Origin of the sequence: Microbacterium sp. CGR1 (genome assembly GCF_001266755.1) — a bacterium.
Taxonomy (GTDB): Bacteria; Actinomycetota; Actinomycetes; order Actinomycetales; family Microbacteriaceae; genus Microbacterium.
The window spans coordinates 547,098-561,130 of sequence record NZ_CP012299.1 but is presented as its reverse complement, the minus strand read 5'-3'; the positions used below and the strand labels follow the sequence as shown (position 1 = coordinate 561,130).

Genomic DNA, 14,033 nt, shown 5'->3' with positions numbered 1-14,033 from the left:
CACGCGTCCGTTCGTTCATGGTGACGCGCCTCGGCGCGTGCGTTCTCAGCGGGTCGTGCCGTGCACCTTCGGCAGGGCGCCGCCCGCGGCCGCGTTGCGGTCGGGGCGGAAGTTGGAGAAGTCTGCTCCCGGAACGTCCCTCACGAGATCGAGCTCGTCCTCGATGAGCGCGGCCTCCCACTCTTCGGGACCCACCAGGGGCAGACGCACGCGGGGGCTGGAGATCCGGCCCAGGCCGTGCAGGATGTACTTCGCGGCGACGGTTCCCGGGACATGCGTCATGACCGCGCGCACGAGCGGCTCGAGCCTCTTGTGCTCTGCCGTGGCCGTCGTCAGATCGCCTCGGTTGACGGCGTCGATGATGGTGCGGTACGGAGCCGCCGCGACGTTGGCGGTCACGCCGATCAGGCCGGTCGCGCCGATGGCGAGATGCGGCAGAACATTCGCGTCGTCTCCCGAAAAGTACATGAGGTCGGTCTGGTTCAGGACGCGGCTCACCTCGGAGAAGTCGCCCTTGGCGTCCTTCACGGCGAGGATGTTCGGGTGCTTGGCGAGGCGCAGGATGGTCTCGTACTTGATCGGCACGCCGGTGCGACCGGGGATGTCGTAGAGGATCACCGGCAGGTCGGTGGCGTCGGCCACCAGGCGGAAATGCGTGAGGATCCCGGCCTGGGTCGGCTTGTTGTAGTACGGCGTGACGATCATGATGGCGTCTGCGCCGGCCTTCTCGCTCGCCTTGTAGAGCTCGATCGCGTGCGCGGTCTCGTTGGATCCACCGCCGGTGATGATCTTGGCGCGTCCGGCCGAGACCGACTTTCCGACCTCGACGAGCTTGAGCTTCTCAGGGTCCGTCAGGGTCGAGGTCTCGCCGGTCGTTCCCGTCACGACGATTCCGTCAGCACCGGCGGTGATGACGTCATCGATGTGCTTCTCGACGGCGGGCCAATCGACTTCGCCGTCGGCCGTCATCGGAGTGACGAGCGCGACGAGAACCTGTCCGAAGGGGTTGCCCGAGTGCGTCATGCCCCCAGCGTATCGGTTCGAATGCCGCTCACCCAGACGAGGGACGGCGGATGACATCTCCCCGGACGATCGCGACCATCATCTTGATTGGGATCCACATAGGCTCGACTCCATGGCATGGGTCACACGCGAATCGTCGACGGTGTACGAGAACCGGTGGATCGAGGTTCGGGAGGACCAGGTCACGGGGCCCGGGGGCGATGGCATCTACGGCGTGGTGACCATGCGGCATCCGGCAGTCTTCGTCGTCGCACTCGATGACGAGGACCGCGTCTGCCTCATCACTCTCGAGCGCTACACGACCGGAGTCTCGATCGAGATTCCTGCCGGAGGAAGCGACGGCGAAGAACCGCTCGCGGCAGCGCAGCGCGAGCTGCTCGAGGAGACGGGCTTCGTCGCCGAGGACTGGACGGAACTCGGAACGATGAACGCCCTGAACGGGATCGCCCACGCCCCCGAGCACGTGTTCCTCGCTCGGGGTCTGACTCCGTCCGACGACTCCACTCGCACGCAGGCGGAGGAGGGCATCGACGCCGTCACCTGGGTACCGTTCTCCGACGTCCTCGGCATGATCTCCGATGGCCGCATCACCGATGGAGAGACCATGGCGGCGATCGGATACGCCGGTATCCGTCTGGGCAGATTCCGCTGATCTCCTAGCGCCCTCATTCGCGCACGGCGCGCCCGCAGCGGGACGCGGTCGACGTTCAGATCAGACGCGGCCGCGACGTGCGATGCCGGAGGTCAGCGCGCTCGGAAGCAGGGACGCGACAGCGACGATCGCCTTGTAACGCAGCGACGGGATCGAGACGGCCCTTCCGCGCGCCGCGTCACGGAGCGCCTCGCGGACCACATTCCGCGCGTCGAGCCACATGAAGCCGGGAACGCCCTCGTGCCCCGGTTCGAGTCCCATCCGCTCGTGGAAGGTCGTGTGCGTGAAACCCGGGCAGACGGCGGTGACCGTCACTCCGTCGGGTGCGTACTCGACATTCGCCCAGCGGCTGAATCCGATCAACCAGCTCTTGCACGCGGAATACGTGGAGCGCGAGATGAACCCTGCGACGGACGCGACGTTGATGATCCGGCCCCCACGGCCGCGCATCGTCTGAAGCGCCGCGTGCATGAGCCGCATCGACGCCTCGACGTGAACGCGCAGATGGCGCACCTCGTCGTCGATGTCGTTGTCGGCGAACTGCAGCGGGAGGCCGAAGCCTGCATTGTTGATGAGAAGGTCGACCGGATCGGAGGCATCACGGAGACGGTCGGCCACGCGCTCGACATCCTCGTCGATCGACAGGTCGGCGGGAAGCACCTCGACCGCGACACCGTGCTCGCTGCGCAACTCGGCCGCCACGACCTCGAGATCGCCGGCGGAACGTGCGACGAGGATCAGATCGGCTCGGCGCCGGGCCAACTGGCGCGCGAACTCTGCGCCGAGGCCGGCGCTCGCTCCGGTGATCAGTGCGGTGGGCATCAGCGCTCGTATCCCAGGAAGCGGAACCGGATGCCGGAGCGCGACGTCTGCCACTCCCCCTCGTTCACGAGCCGCCACCCGGCTTTGGACGGCGCATACGCGTCGCCGGAGACCTCGATGTCGAGCTCGGTGACTTCGAGGCGGTCGGCGTCGGCGATCACCAGGCGGAAGATCTCGGCGCCGCCGATGATCCATACCTTCTCGTGGCCCCGCACCGCGTCCGTGACGGTCGCGGCACGACGGGCGCCGTCCGCGGACCAGTCCTGCTGGCGGGTGATGACGATGTTCTCTCGCCCTGGAAGCGGGCGGAAGCGCTCAGGGAGCGAGTCCCACGTCTTGCGACCCATGATCACGGGAGCGCCGAGGGTGACTTCCTTGAAGTGAGCGAGATCCTCGGGGACGTTCCAGGGCATGCCGCCCTCTGCTCCGATGACGCCGCCGTGCGCCTCTGCCCAGATCAGCCCGACCCAGGTCATACCGCGACCGCCGCCCTGATCGAAGCGTGGTGCTGGTAATCCTCGACCACGAAGTCCTCGTAGTCGTAGTCGAGGATCGACTCGGGCTTCCGGGCGAACCTCAGCGTCGGGTATGGATACGGTTCGCGCGTGAGCTGTTCGTTCACCTGGTCGAGGTGATTGTCGTAGATGTGGCAGTCACCCCCGGTCCAGACGAAGTCACCCGGCTCGAGTCCCACCTGCTGGGCGACCATCAACGTCAGCAGGGCGTAGGACGCGATGTTGAACGGGACGCCGAGGAACAGGTCGGCGCTGCGCTGATAGAGCTGGCAGGAGAGCTTGCCGTCCGCCACGTAGAACTGGAACAGGGCGTGACAGGGAGCAAGCGCCATGTCGGGGATGTCCGCCGGGTTCCAGGCAGACACGATGAGTCGCCGGGAGTCGGGCGTCTGCCGGATCTGCTCGATCACCTGAGCGAGCTGATCGATGCTCTCACCCTCCGGCGTCGGCCAGCTGCGCCACTGCACTCCGTAGACCGGACCCAGATCGCCGTCGGCATCCGCCCATTCGTCCCAGATGGTGACGCCATGCTCCTGCAGCCACTTCACATTCGAGTCGCCCCTGAGGAACCAGAGGAGCTCGTAGGCGATCGACTTGAAGTGCACCCGCTTCGTGGTGATGAGCGGGAAGCCCTCGGAGAGATCGAAGCGGATCTGCCGCCCGAAGACGCTGGTGGTGCCGGTTCCTGTTCGATCGGACTTGTGAGTGCCGGACTCCAGCACGTCTCGGAGAAGGTCTTCGTACGGCGTCGGGACGGCTGCGCTCATGTGTGCCAGACTACCCGCCCTGGGGGCTGTCGAGTCGGATCGTCACGATGCGACATATCGGCCCGGGCGGTGCCGGATCGCCCGTATTCTCGACGCATGTCACCCGCCGTCGCCCTTCTCCTCGCCGCAGCGCTGCTCGTGCTCGCCGGCACGATCGGTGTCGTGCTGAGACTTCTCGACGGACGGCGTCGCGGAGGCGGCCATCTGCGCTTCGATCCGAACGACGCGGGCGTGTCGCGCCTGGGCGCGAGAGCGACAGTCGTGCAGTTCAGCACCGAGATGTGCACCCGCTGCCCCCAGGTACGACGCATGCTCAGCAGCTACGTCGCAGAATCGGAGGGCCTGGACCACGTGGAGGTCGACCTGACGCATCGACCGGATCTGTCGGCTCGATACAAGGTCATGCAGACACCGACGACCTTCATCGTCGACGGATCAGGAGCCGTCCGCGCACGCTTCCATGGCGTGCCCCATCGACACGCGCTGAACGACGCGCTGGCAACCGTATGACGAGGACGGAAAGCACATGACGACACCGGCCGGCATCGATCCCCGCGGCCCGCGATTCGCAGCGACGGTCACGACAGTGCTGCTGCTCGTCGCGACATATCTGGCGCTGGTCGGCATCTCGACCGCACGGACCTTCGGCTGGTTCGCCTATCAGCCGCTCGACTCGGCCGACATCGGCTCGGCCACGTGGGCCGTGACGTCGGCGACCCTTGCACAGCGCGCGCTGGACCCGGGGTTCCTCCTCACGATCGTGATCGCCCTGCTGTTCCTGTGGGGCGTCCTGTCACCCGCGACTGCACCATGGGGCGTCGTGTTCCGCAGGGTCATCCGTCCGAGACTGGCCGCTCCGACCGAGCTCGAGGATCCGCGTCCACCGCGGTTCGCCCAGGGTGTCGGTCTCGTCGTCGTCACGATCGGTCTCGTGCTGCACCTCGCCGGGGTCCCGTGGGCGCTGCCCATCGCGACCGCCGCCGCTTTCATCGCCGCCTTCCTCAATGCGGCGTTCTCCTTCTGCCTCGGATGCCAGATCTATCTGCTGCTGCAGCGAGCAGGCATCCTCGGTCGCGCGGCGTCGACCGCCTGAGCGCTGTTCCGCCGCACGCCCACGCTCGATAGGCTGGCCGCACACGCGACCCGCATCGAGCAGCGCGCGATACAACGGAGGAATCATGCCCGTCACCAGCGAAGCCACCACCACCTGGACCGGATCCCTCACCGAGGGCTCGGGCACAGTCGCGTTCTCCTCGTCGAAGCTCGGGACCTCCCCGATCAACTGGAAGGCCCGCAGCGAGGGCAGCGACACCACCACCACGCCTGAAGAGCTGATCGCCGCAGCCCACGCGTCGTGTTTCAGCATGGCGCTGTCTCACGCGCTGTCCGAGAACGGCACTCCGCCGGAGCGCGTCAACACGAGCGCGTCCGTCACCTTCAAGCCCGGTGTCGGAATCAGCGGAAGCCACCTCAACGTGAACGCGGTCGTCCCCGGGCTCAGCCCTGAGGAGTTCCAGTCGATCGCTGCCGAGGCGAAGGTCGGCTGCCCCGTATCGCAGGCGCTCGCCGGCATCGAGATCACGCTCGAGGCCACGCTCGCCTGACGTCGGTCATCCGCGAGCGATGCGAATCGCCTCGCGGATGCTGGCGCGAGCGTCCTTGCGGCGGCCAGCGGCATCCTGGACGACGCCGAGTCGGTAGCGCGCGCGCCAGTCCGTCGGCACCGCATCCGCCTCCCCCGCGTATCTCGCGATGAGCGGGTCTGCGTCGGCACGAGCGATTCGGCCACTCGGCGTCAGCTCGGACTCCGCCGCGGGCATACCGCCCTCGGCATCGAGCTCACGCCCGAGCCGGTCGGCAGCGAACCCGAACTGCATCTCTCGGACGAGCGCCCATGCCCCGATCGGGGCGAGAACGATCAGCGCGATGCCCATGCCGATGGACACCGGTGTGCCGACAGCGAAGAACATCACGGCCAACCAGATGGCGACGGCGAGGTAGACCAGCAGTGCGGCGGCCATCAGGCCGACGCCGATCCGCGACATCACGAGCGGATGCCGATGTCGATCATGCTCTCGAGCCCGACGAAGACGCCGATCGCCTGGGCCGCGAACGGCACCGCGAGACGGATGCCCGGGGCGTAGGCGAGTGCGGGGTCGACCGTGTCATGCGTGAACGTGAGGGACTCACCGGGGCCGGACAGGACGACCTCCTGCTTGGCGATGACGCCGGGACGCCGGAGCGAGTGGATCGGCACGCTGCCGACCTGCTGTCCGCGCGCTCGCTGGTCGGCGTGCGGTGCGCTGACGGGGCCCTGTTCGGCGCGTGCGGCGGCGATGAGCTCGGCCGTGCGCACCGCAGTGCCGCTCGGCGAATCCACCTTCGCCTCATGGTGTGCCTCGACGATCTCCGCCGATCCGAAGAACGGCGCGGCTGCTGCGGCCAGAGCCGAACCGAGCACCGATCCCAGCGAGAAGTTCGGGATGAAGACAGCCCCGGTTCCGGCGTTCTCCACCAGAGGACGCACGAGTGCGATCCGCTCGGTGGACCATCCCGACGTGGCGACGAGAATGTTGATCTCACGCTCGACCGCAGCGCGCACGACGTCGACACTGACCTGAGGCGTGGTGGCGTCGATCACCAGATCCGCACCGTCGAGTTCGGCGAGGTCGCTACGAGACGTCAGCACGCGCGTCACCTCGAAGCCCTCGAGCTCGTCGATCACCGCACCGATGATCGATCCGAGCTTCCCGGTTCCGCCGACGAGTGCTACCTGGGTGGTCATGCGTTCAGTCTATTTCGCGACGTCGATCCGCCCGGCGCGGCGGGCCGGAACTCAGGGAATCAACGGGGAATCAGACGGGCATCGCATCGGGGATGCCGGTGCGCAGCTCGACCGGGAGGTGCCCGGTGTCGTTGTGAGTGAGGAGCGTCCAGGGCCGGCCCTGTTTCTGGGCGATCACCGTGAGGCCGCAGTGCGCCTGGTTCAAGGTCATCCATCGCCACTCGGGGGCACCGAGGACCTCACGCACGAACCACGAGATCACGAAGTTGTGCGTGATGAGAACCTCGTGCACGTCACCCGGTTTGCGCACCAGGAACTCGTTGACCGCGTCGAACATCTGAGCACGCCCGGCATCGAGCTCCGCCTCGGTCACCGAGCCGAAGAACGGTTCGTAGGCGGCCGGGGTCTCGTCGGTCATCCCCGTGGGCACGCAGTCGAACAGCAGTGCGGTCGGCTCTGGATCGACCGACGGGAGCCGCTCGGCGATCGCACGGGCCGTCTCGTTGGCGCGCAGGAGCGGAGAGTGCCAGACGGCGTCGAGCGGGAGTCCCGAGAGCCGATCTGCGATGAGTTCGGCCTGACGCTGGCCACGCGGCGACAGGGGTCCGTCGGCGAGACCGTGCTCGGCGTCCTGATGTTCACCATGTCTGACCAGATATATGTAATGCGTCACAAACTCGCTCGCTTCATCGACAGCGTCCGCCGGGATTCACTCCACCCTATGCCAGGTCTGTGACAGAGGCGTTACGACGCTCAGTTGCCGGCGCGAGTGAGCTCGGTGACCTGTGCGCGCGACAGCGTGACGCCGGCGCCCTGCATCAGCTCGTCGACGTGCTCGGTCGCGAAGGTGTTGACGATGGGCGCCGCAATGGTCCGCTGCGCGAGCAGCCACGCGATGGACACGGCGGCCACGGGAACCTCGAGTTCGGTCGCGACCTGGTCGAGAGCCCGCAGGATCTTCGTGCCACGCCTGTTGAGATGCCCCCGCAGCTGCTCCCCGCGTACGCCCCGCGAGGTCAGTGCCTTGCTGCGGTGGCGACCGGAGAGGAAACCGTGCTCGAGAGCGTGCGACGGCGTGACCGCGAGGCTCTGCGCACCCGCCACCAGACGCAGGTCCCCTTCGAACGGCTGACGGCGGACGAGGTTGTACGGCGAATCGATGACCTCGATGCGTGGGTACCCGGCCGAGGCGAGGATGCGCGCCTCCACGAGCCGCTCGGGTGCGAAGCCGAATGCGCCGAGTGCGCCGATCTTGCCCGCGTCGACCATCCACTCGACCGTCGCGAGGGTGTCCTCGAGATTCGTCGTGCGGTCGAGCGTCGCGTCGAGGTACAGCACGTCGATGCGCTCGACGCCGAGCCGCGTGAGCGACCCCTCGACAGCGCGGACGAGGTTCACCGAACCGAGACCCGGATTGTCTGCGTGAGCACCGATCCGCACACTCAGCAGGGCGCGGTCGCGTCGCCCTCTGGACTGCAGCCATTGGCCGATGATGTGCTCGCTGCGACCGCCGGAGAATCCGTCGGCGGTGTGGATGGCGTTGCCACCGAATTCCACGTAGCGATCGAGGATCCCATGGCTCGTCTCGAGGTCGACGTTCCAGCCGAACTCCGCCGCACCGAGCATGAGCGGAAAGGTCTCGAGTCCGGTCTCTCCGAGAGGGACGCGGATGGTCTCCCCTATTCCGGGTCCGACGATCGGGATGGGAGCGGACGGGTGCTCTGCGGCGCCCTGCTGCGCGCGATCGGCCGGCGCTCCTGCGCCTACACTGAACAACCGCATATCCTCACCCCCGCGTCAATCGGTGCGTACCGACCTGCGTCACTGCCTGAAATGCACCCCCCGGTGCGTACTTCGAGAGTAGGCGAGATCTGCGAACTCCCCGACCAATACGGGGAACGGCGCAAGAACTTCCCATAACGGTTTGATCACATCGGATACGACGAAGCCCGGACCGTCCGTGAGGACAGCCCGGGCCTCGTGTCGAAGCGCTGGCGATTACTCGGCAGCAGCCTCGTCAGCAGGAGCTGCGTCCGCTGCGGGGGCGTCGTCGAGCACGGGCTCGAGCGACAGCTTGCCGCGGTCGTCGATCTTCGTGATCTTCACGAGGATCTTCTGCCCGACGGACAGGACGTCGTCGACGTTCTCGACGCGCTTGCCACCGGCGAGCTTGCGCACCTCGGTGACGTGCAGCAGGCCGTCCTTGCCGGGCAGCAGCGAGACGAACGCACCGAACGTCGCGATCTTCACGACGGTTCCGAGGAACTGCTCTCCCACCTCCGGGTTGGTCGGGTTCGCGATCGCGTTGACCTGAGCACGGGCAGCCTCGGCCGAGGGGCCGTCGGTCGCGCCGATGTAGACGGTGCCGTCCTCCTCGATGGAGATCTGCGCGCCGGTCTCGTCCTGGATCGCGTTGATCGTCTTGCCCTTCGGGCCGATCAGCTCACCGATCTTGTCGACCGGGATCTGCACGCTGATGACGCGCGGCGCGGTCGGCGCCATCTCGTCGGGAGCGTCGATCGCGGCGTTCAGCACGTTGAGGATGGTCAGACGGGCGTCGCGAGCCTGGGTCAGCGCGCCGGCGAGCACCGACGACGGGATGCCGTCGAGCTTCGTGTCGAGCTGGATGGCCGTGACGAACTCGCTGGTACCGGCGACCTTGAAGTCCATGTCGCCCAGTGCGTCCTCTGCGCCGAGGATGTCGGTGAGGGCCGCGTAGCGCGTCTCTCCGTCGACCTCATCGGAGACGAGTCCCATCGCGATGCCGGCGACGGCTGCGCGCAGAGGCACACCCGCGTTCAGCAGCGACAGGGTCGACGCGCAGACGGAACCCATCGACGTCGAGCCGTTGGAGCTCAGCGCCTCGGAGACCTGACGGATCGCGTAGGGGAACTCCTCGCGGCTGGGCAGCACCGGCACGAGCGCGCGCTCGGCGAGGAAGCCGTGCCCGATCTCGCGACGCTTCGGCGAACCGACCCGGCCGGTCTCACCGGTCGAGTAGGGCGGGAAGTTGTAGTGGTGCATGTAGCGCTTGCTCGTGGTCGGCGACAGCGAGTCGATCTGCTGCTCCATCTTGAGCATGTTCAGCGTGGTGATTCCCATGATCTGGGTCTCGCCGCGCTGGAAGATCGCGGAGCCGTGAACGCGCGGGATGACCTGGACCTCGGCGTCGAGCGGACGGATGTCGGCCAGGCCGCGGCCGTCCATGCGCACGCTCTCGGTGAGGATGCGGCCGCGGACGATCTTCTTCGTGACGGACTTGTACGCTGCGGAGAACTCGATCGGGGCTCCAGCGGGCAGGTTGCCTGCTTCGACCGCTTCGATGAGCTGCGCCCTGACGCGGTCCTTGACCTCGTCGTCCTTGCCCTGACGCTCCTGCTTGTCGGCGATCTGGTAGACGTTCACCAGGTCGTCGTAGGAGCGCTCGGCCACGAAGTCGTAGACCTCGCTGGAGTACGGCGGGAAGACCGGGTACACACCCGGCTCCTTCGACGCGCTGGCGGCGAGCTCGGCCTGAGCCTTGACGAGCTGAGCGATGAAGGGCTTCGATGCCTCGAGGCCCTGCGCGACGACAGCCTCGTCGGGCTTGGTGGCGCCGGCCTTGATGAGGTTCCAGCTGCCCTCGGTGGCCTCAGCCTCGACCATCATGATCGCGACATCTTCGGTGCCGTCGGACTTGGTGACGACGCGACCGGCGACGATCAGGTCGAACACGGCCTCGCTGACCTGCTCAGCCGTCGGGAACGCGACCCACTGGTCCGCGTGCTCGCCGTGGCCGGGGATGAACGCGAGGCGCACACCGGCGACGGGACCCGAGAACGGGAGACCCGAGATCTGCGTCGACGCGGAAGCCGCGTTGATCGCGAGGGCGTCATAGAACTCGCCCGGGGCGATCGACAGGACGGTGATGACGATCTGGACCTCGTTGCGCAGGCCGTCGACGAACGACGGACGCAGCGGACGGTCGATCAGACGGCAGACGAGGATCGCCTCGGTCGAGGGACGTCCCTCACGACGGAAGAACGAGCCGGGGATCTTGCCTGCTGCGTACGAACGCTCTTCGACGTCGACCGTCAGCGGGAAGAAGTCGAAGCCCTCGCGCGGGTGCTTGCCTGCGCTGGTGGCCGAGAGGAGCATGGTCTCGCCGTCGAGGTACGCGGCGACTGCGCCCTGAGCCTGCTGCGCGAGGCGGCCGGTCTCGAAGCGGATGGTGCGGGTGCCGAAGCGGCCGTTGTCGAGAACGGCCTCGGTGGCGGTGATTTCAGGACCTTCCAAGAGGTCTCTCCTTCTTTGTTTAGACTCGCGAGTCCGTGTGACGCGCGAGCGCATTCATGAAGGAGCGGATTCAGCCGGATACGGGCGCGCGGGCATCCCCGCGAATCTCACCTGCGCTGGCCACCAGTAGAAAGCCACCCGACGTCGCGCCGAGGAACCCACCACAGGGGACCAGCTCTCCGCCGATCGCTCCATGAGTCGATATGAAATTGTGCGGTCGACACACGTCGACCTCCTCCAGCCTATCAGCGCGCCCTTGGATGTCCTCCGTTTCCGTCCGCGGCGGGTTCGTTCAGTGGACCTTGACGTCCTGCGGAGCGCTCGATCGTCCGAGATAGACGTAGTCGTCGTGCTTCGCGACCCGGCCGTCGCCGGCCGCCCGACCGTGCAGTCGTCGCCACACCCAGGGCAGCGCATGGCGGCGCCACCACAGTCCCGCGCCGATCTGCTCGTTCTCATGCAGCGCGGCATCGAGCACCCCCAGTGCGTCGGCGTGCGGCACCGAGAGGACCTCGCCCGCGCGATATGCGAGGAATCTGTGACCACGACTGCTGAGGTGGACGAGGTCCTCCCCCCAGTTCGGGCGATCCGGAAGCGACGGGTACAGGTCGCTGTCGATCAGGATCGCGCCCGTCCGCGCCGCGATGCCGGACAGTGCCGTGGCAAATGCCGCGAACCTCCTGGTGTAGATCCCGGCCGCTCTCCGTCGGGGCAGGAACGGCGTGACGAGCAGCACGTCGGCCCCGATGTCGCGGAGCCGGGTGACCGCGCCCTCGAGCTCCGCGGCGAGCGCGGGCACGTCGACCGTCGACTTAACCAGATCGTTGGCGCCGATCAGGATGGACACGAGGTCCGGCTGCAGTTCGAGCGCTCGATCGAGCTGGGTGCCGCACACATCACGCACACGCTTCGACCGGACGGCGAGGTTCGCATACCGGAGACCTCCGCGTGCGGCGAGCAGCAGGGCGAGCCGGTCGGCCCATCCACGGAGCGCACCATCCGGTGCCGGATCGCACAGGCCTTCCGTGAGCGAGTCCCCCAGCGCCACGTAACGCCGCCAGGTGCGCGCTTGCACCGGGGCGGTGGGCTCCGGCCGCGTCAGGCGGCGAGCGCGCGCTCCCTCATCGATCATCCTGAGCTCTCGGGCCTCCTCGTAATGCCCCATCAGCTGAGAACAGACGTTCTCCCAGCTGCGACCCTGCACGGCCTCGCGTCCTGCTGCGCCGAACGCCCGGCGTTTGCGGCCGTCGCCGGTGAGGTCGACCACGCGCATCCGCAGGTCGCCGAGATCGCCGGGACGGTAGAGCCATCCGTCGATTCCCATCCGGACGAGGCCGAGGGGGCCGCCGCGACCGGTGGCGACGACGGGCACCCCGCTGGCGTGGGCCTCCTGGAGGGTCTGTCCGAAGGTCTCGCTCTCTCCCGGGTGGACGAACACGTCGAAGGATGCCATGGCTGCTGCGAGCGCGTCGCCTTCGAGGTGCCCGAGGAAGCACGCACCGGGCATCAGGGACTCGAGTCGAGGCCTGCTCGGTCCGTCCCCCACGATCACGAGGCGCGCACCGGGGATCGTCTGCAGCACTGCCAGGTCTTCCACCTGCTTCTCGGGTGCGAGCCTGCCCACGTAGCCGATCACGACCTCGCTCGCCCACTCCGCGCGCAGTGTCGCGCTCCGGCGGGCCGGCTGGAACCGCTCGGCATCCACGCCTCTCCCCCACAGACGGATGCGATCCACACCGAGCTCCGCGAGCTGCTGCGCCGAGTCGGGCGACGGCGCGAGCGTGATGGTCGCGCGCCGATGGAGCCGCGCGATGTGCGATTCGGCGACACCGGTCGCCACAGGGATGCGATACCTCTGCGTGTATGCCGCGACATCGGTCTGGTACGCGGCGACGGCGGCGACGCCGATGTGCTCTGCGGCGAGCGCGCCTCGCCATCCGAGGGCGAAGGGCGAAGCCAGGTGGATGACATCGGGGCGGAAGCGTCGCAGCGATGCCGCGACCTGACGTGCAGGCGGGGTTCCCACGCGCACACTGCGGTACCCCGGCAGCGCGAGGCTGGGGACCGCTTCCACAGCGGCTCCGTGCACCTCCCCGGGGATGCCGGTCCCATCGGGCGCGATCACATGCGCATCATGGCCAGCACGTTCGAGGTGACTGAGGATCTGCAGGACGGATCCGGTGACACCGTTCATGTGCGGAAGGAAGGACTCTGTCACGATCGCGACTCTCACGTCCTCAGGATGCAGCCCTCGACTCCCACCCGAGGCGCGAATCGGGTCGGAGCACCAGAAGTTCACCGGATGCTGGACGGCTCTTCACCGGCTATCCCGGCGTTGGTTCCCGTTCACCTCCGACGACCACGGTGGGAACGTGTCCACTGAACTGCTCGACGGCCCCTGGGCTCTGGTGGTCATGAGCCTGCTCGTGCTGGGCGACTCGTTCTTCGTGGTGGTCCCGGGAGAGATCGCGGTGACCGCGCTCGGCGCCGTCGCATCGACGACCGGCGATCCTCCCCTGTGGTGTGTGATCCTGTGGGCGGGCATCGCCGCGGTCGCCGGAGACGTCACCTGCTATCTCGTGGGTCGCAGCGTGGGCATCGACAGGTGGCGCTGGATGCGCACGCCCCGAGTGCGCCGAGCGCTCACCTGGGCGCGGCTGCGTCTGGAAGGCGGAACCGCCACCGTGCTCTTCACCGCGCGCTTCGTCCCTTTCGCTCGATTGGCGATCAACCTCATGGCAGGGGCCTCGCGGATCCCGCCGGCTCGGTATCTGCCGCTCGTGACGATCGCCGCGTTCGGGTGGTCCGCCTACCAGGCATCCGTGGGCGCCATCGTCGCCGTGCTGCTTCCGGGAGGCCCTCTAGTCGCTGTCCTCGTGTCCGTCATCGTCGCCGTCGGGCTCGGCGCCGCGATCGATGTCGTGTCGCGCCGAGCACGGAACTGATCCACCCATGCCTCAGATGCGTGCCCTAGGCTGGCGAGCATGAGCACCGAAGAAGGCGCCTCCTCCAGCGAGGAGATGAAGCGCAAGTTCAAGGAAGCGCTCGAGAAGAAGAACGCGCACCACCGGCAGGGCGAGGCCCACCTGGATGGCGACTCCGCCGTCCACGGCGCGCCCGCCCCGCAGACGCGGCGCGAGTTCCGACGCAAGAGCGGTTGACCACACGGATGCGGGAGCCGACTGCCGTCGACT

At 67.6% G+C, this 14,033-nt stretch carries 16 protein-coding genes; 6 read left to right on the top strand and 10 right to left on the bottom strand.

What is annotated here, in order from left to right; all coding sequences use genetic code 11:
- Window positions 1–45 precede the first annotated feature (45 nt).
- The gene (gene dapA / locus AKG07_RS02575) at window positions 46–1,023 is read right to left on the bottom strand and encodes a 4-hydroxy-tetrahydrodipicolinate synthase (protein ID WP_053095829.1); all 978 of its coding nucleotides are present in this window, start codon (window positions 1,021–1,023) and stop codon (window positions 46–48) included.
- Window positions 1,024–1,135: 112 nt separating this feature from the next.
- Between dapA and AKG07_RS02570 the strand changes: the two genes are divergently transcribed.
- Window positions 1,136–1,675: an NUDIX domain-containing protein gene (locus AKG07_RS02570; protein ID WP_053095828.1), complete on the top strand. Its 540-nt coding sequence runs from the start codon at window positions 1,136–1,138 to the stop codon at window positions 1,673–1,675.
- A 60-nt stretch (window positions 1,676–1,735) separates the two neighbouring features.
- Here AKG07_RS02570 and AKG07_RS02565 read toward each other — a convergent pair whose 3' ends face one another.
- From AKG07_RS02565 to AKG07_RS02555, 3 genes are read right to left on the bottom strand one after another with little or no spacing between them, the layout of a single operon-like run.
- Entirely contained in the window at window positions 1,736–2,497 is a 762-nt protein-coding gene (locus tag AKG07_RS02565; RefSeq protein WP_053095827.1) for an SDR family NAD(P)-dependent oxidoreductase, read from the bottom strand.
- Window positions 2,497–2,973 carry a dihydrofolate reductase gene (locus AKG07_RS02560; protein ID WP_053095826.1) on the bottom strand — a complete coding sequence of 159 codons (477 nt, stop codon included), beginning with the start codon at window positions 2,971–2,973 and terminating at the stop codon, window positions 2,497–2,499. The genes AKG07_RS02565 and AKG07_RS02560 overlap by 1 nt, the downstream gene beginning before the upstream one ends.
- Complete coding sequence (locus AKG07_RS02555; protein ID WP_053095825.1) at window positions 2,970–3,779, bottom strand: thymidylate synthase; 810 nt, start codon at window positions 3,777–3,779, stop codon at window positions 2,970–2,972. Before AKG07_RS02555 ends, AKG07_RS02560 begins: the two co-directional genes overlap by 4 nt.
- Window positions 3,780–3,875: 96 nt before the next feature.
- Here AKG07_RS02555 and AKG07_RS02550 point away from each other — a divergent pair, with 96 nt between their 5' ends.
- From AKG07_RS02550 to AKG07_RS02540, 3 genes are all read left to right on the top strand, one after another.
- Entirely contained in the window at window positions 3,876–4,289 is a 414-nt protein-coding gene (locus AKG07_RS02550; RefSeq protein WP_053095824.1) for a thioredoxin family protein, read from the top strand.
- Window positions 4,290–4,305: 16 nt separating this feature from the next.
- On the top strand, window positions 4,306–4,872 hold the full coding sequence (locus AKG07_RS02545; RefSeq protein WP_053095823.1) for a DUF4395 domain-containing protein: 567 nt from the start codon (window positions 4,306–4,308) through the stop codon (window positions 4,870–4,872).
- Between the two features lie 85 nt (window positions 4,873–4,957).
- On the top strand, window positions 4,958–5,383 hold the full coding sequence (locus AKG07_RS02540; RefSeq protein WP_053095822.1) for an OsmC family peroxiredoxin: 426 nt from the start codon (window positions 4,958–4,960) through the stop codon (window positions 5,381–5,383).
- A 6-nt stretch (window positions 5,384–5,389) separates the two neighbouring features.
- On the opposite strand, the gene AKG07_RS02535 is transcribed toward AKG07_RS02540, so the two are convergent.
- The 6 genes from AKG07_RS02535 to AKG07_RS02510 all read right to left on the bottom strand — a co-directional run bounded on the left by AKG07_RS02535 (window position 5,390) and on the right by AKG07_RS02510 (window position 13,057).
- Window positions 5,390–5,824: a hypothetical protein gene (locus AKG07_RS02535; RefSeq protein ID WP_082297789.1), complete on the bottom strand. Its 435-nt coding sequence runs from the start codon at window positions 5,822–5,824 to the stop codon at window positions 5,390–5,392.
- Window positions 5,824–6,564: a 4-hydroxy-tetrahydrodipicolinate reductase gene (gene dapB, locus AKG07_RS02530; RefSeq protein ID WP_053095820.1), complete on the bottom strand. Its 741-nt coding sequence runs from the start codon at window positions 6,562–6,564 to the stop codon at window positions 5,824–5,826. Before dapB ends, AKG07_RS02535 begins: the two co-directional genes overlap by 1 nt.
- Window positions 6,565–6,634: 70 nt before the next feature.
- Window positions 6,635–7,237: a histidine phosphatase family protein gene (locus AKG07_RS02525; protein ID WP_053095819.1), complete on the bottom strand. Its 603-nt coding sequence runs from the start codon at window positions 7,235–7,237 to the stop codon at window positions 6,635–6,637.
- A gap of 80 nt (window positions 7,238–7,317) precedes the next feature.
- Window positions 7,318–8,346: an aldo/keto reductase gene (locus AKG07_RS02520; RefSeq protein ID WP_053095818.1), complete on the bottom strand. Its 1,029-nt coding sequence runs from the start codon at window positions 8,344–8,346 to the stop codon at window positions 7,318–7,320.
- A 216-nt stretch (window positions 8,347–8,562) separates the two neighbouring features.
- Window positions 8,563–10,839, bottom strand: coding sequence for a polyribonucleotide nucleotidyltransferase (locus AKG07_RS02515; protein ID WP_053095817.1), 2,277 nt, complete (start codon window positions 10,837–10,839; stop codon window positions 8,563–8,565).
- A gap of 292 nt (window positions 10,840–11,131) precedes the next feature.
- The gene (locus AKG07_RS02510; RefSeq protein WP_233277309.1) at window positions 11,132–13,057 is read right to left on the bottom strand and encodes a GDSL-type esterase/lipase family protein; all 1,926 of its coding nucleotides are present in this window, start codon (window positions 13,055–13,057) and stop codon (window positions 11,132–11,134) included.
- Between the two features lie 154 nt (window positions 13,058–13,211).
- Between AKG07_RS02510 and AKG07_RS02505 the strand changes: the two genes are divergently transcribed.
- Window positions 13,212–13,784: a DedA family protein gene (locus tag AKG07_RS02505; protein ID WP_232224545.1), complete on the top strand. Its 573-nt coding sequence runs from the start codon at window positions 13,212–13,214 to the stop codon at window positions 13,782–13,784.
- A 39-nt stretch (window positions 13,785–13,823) separates the two neighbouring features.
- Window positions 13,824–14,000 (top strand): DUF5302 domain-containing protein, encoded by a 177-nt coding sequence (locus tag AKG07_RS17605; protein WP_091232420.1) that lies wholly within the window; start codon window positions 13,824–13,826, stop codon window positions 13,998–14,000.
- The last annotated feature ends 33 nt before the right edge of the window (window positions 14,001–14,033 follow it).

Bases quoted from the DNA above. Each gene is read 5' to 3' on its own strand.
- dapA (WP_053095829.1), bottom strand. From the start codon at position 1,023: ATGACGCACTCGGGCAACCCCTTCGGACAGGTTCTCGTCGCGCTCGTC.
- AKG07_RS02570 (WP_053095828.1), top strand. From the start codon at position 1,136: ATGGCATGGGTCACACGCGAATCGTCGACGGTGTACGAGAACCGGTGG.
- AKG07_RS02565 (WP_053095827.1), bottom strand. From the start codon at position 2,497: ATGCCCACCGCACTGATCACCGGAGCGAGCGCCGGCCTCGGCGCAGAG.
- AKG07_RS02560 (WP_053095826.1), bottom strand. From the start codon at position 2,973: ATGACCTGGGTCGGGCTGATCTGGGCAGAGGCGCACGGCGGCGTCATC.
- AKG07_RS02555 (WP_053095825.1), bottom strand. From the start codon at position 3,779: ATGAGCGCAGCCGTCCCGACGCCGTACGAAGACCTTCTCCGAGACGTG.
- AKG07_RS02550 (WP_053095824.1), top strand. From the start codon at position 3,876: ATGTCACCCGCCGTCGCCCTTCTCCTCGCCGCAGCGCTGCTCGTGCTC.
- AKG07_RS02545 (WP_053095823.1), top strand. From the start codon at position 4,306: ATGACGACACCGGCCGGCATCGATCCCCGCGGCCCGCGATTCGCAGCG.
- AKG07_RS02540 (WP_053095822.1), top strand. From the start codon at position 4,958: ATGCCCGTCACCAGCGAAGCCACCACCACCTGGACCGGATCCCTCACC.
- AKG07_RS02535 (WP_082297789.1), bottom strand. From the start codon at position 5,824: ATGTCGCGGATCGGCGTCGGCCTGATGGCCGCCGCACTGCTGGTCTAC.
- dapB (WP_053095820.1), bottom strand. From the start codon at position 6,564: ATGACCACCCAGGTAGCACTCGTCGGCGGAACCGGGAAGCTCGGATCG.
- AKG07_RS02520 (WP_053095818.1), bottom strand. From the start codon at position 8,346: ATGCGGTTGTTCAGTGTAGGCGCAGGAGCGCCGGCCGATCGCGCGCAG.
- AKG07_RS17605 (WP_091232420.1), top strand. From the start codon at position 13,824: ATGAGCACCGAAGAAGGCGCCTCCTCCAGCGAGGAGATGAAGCGCAAG.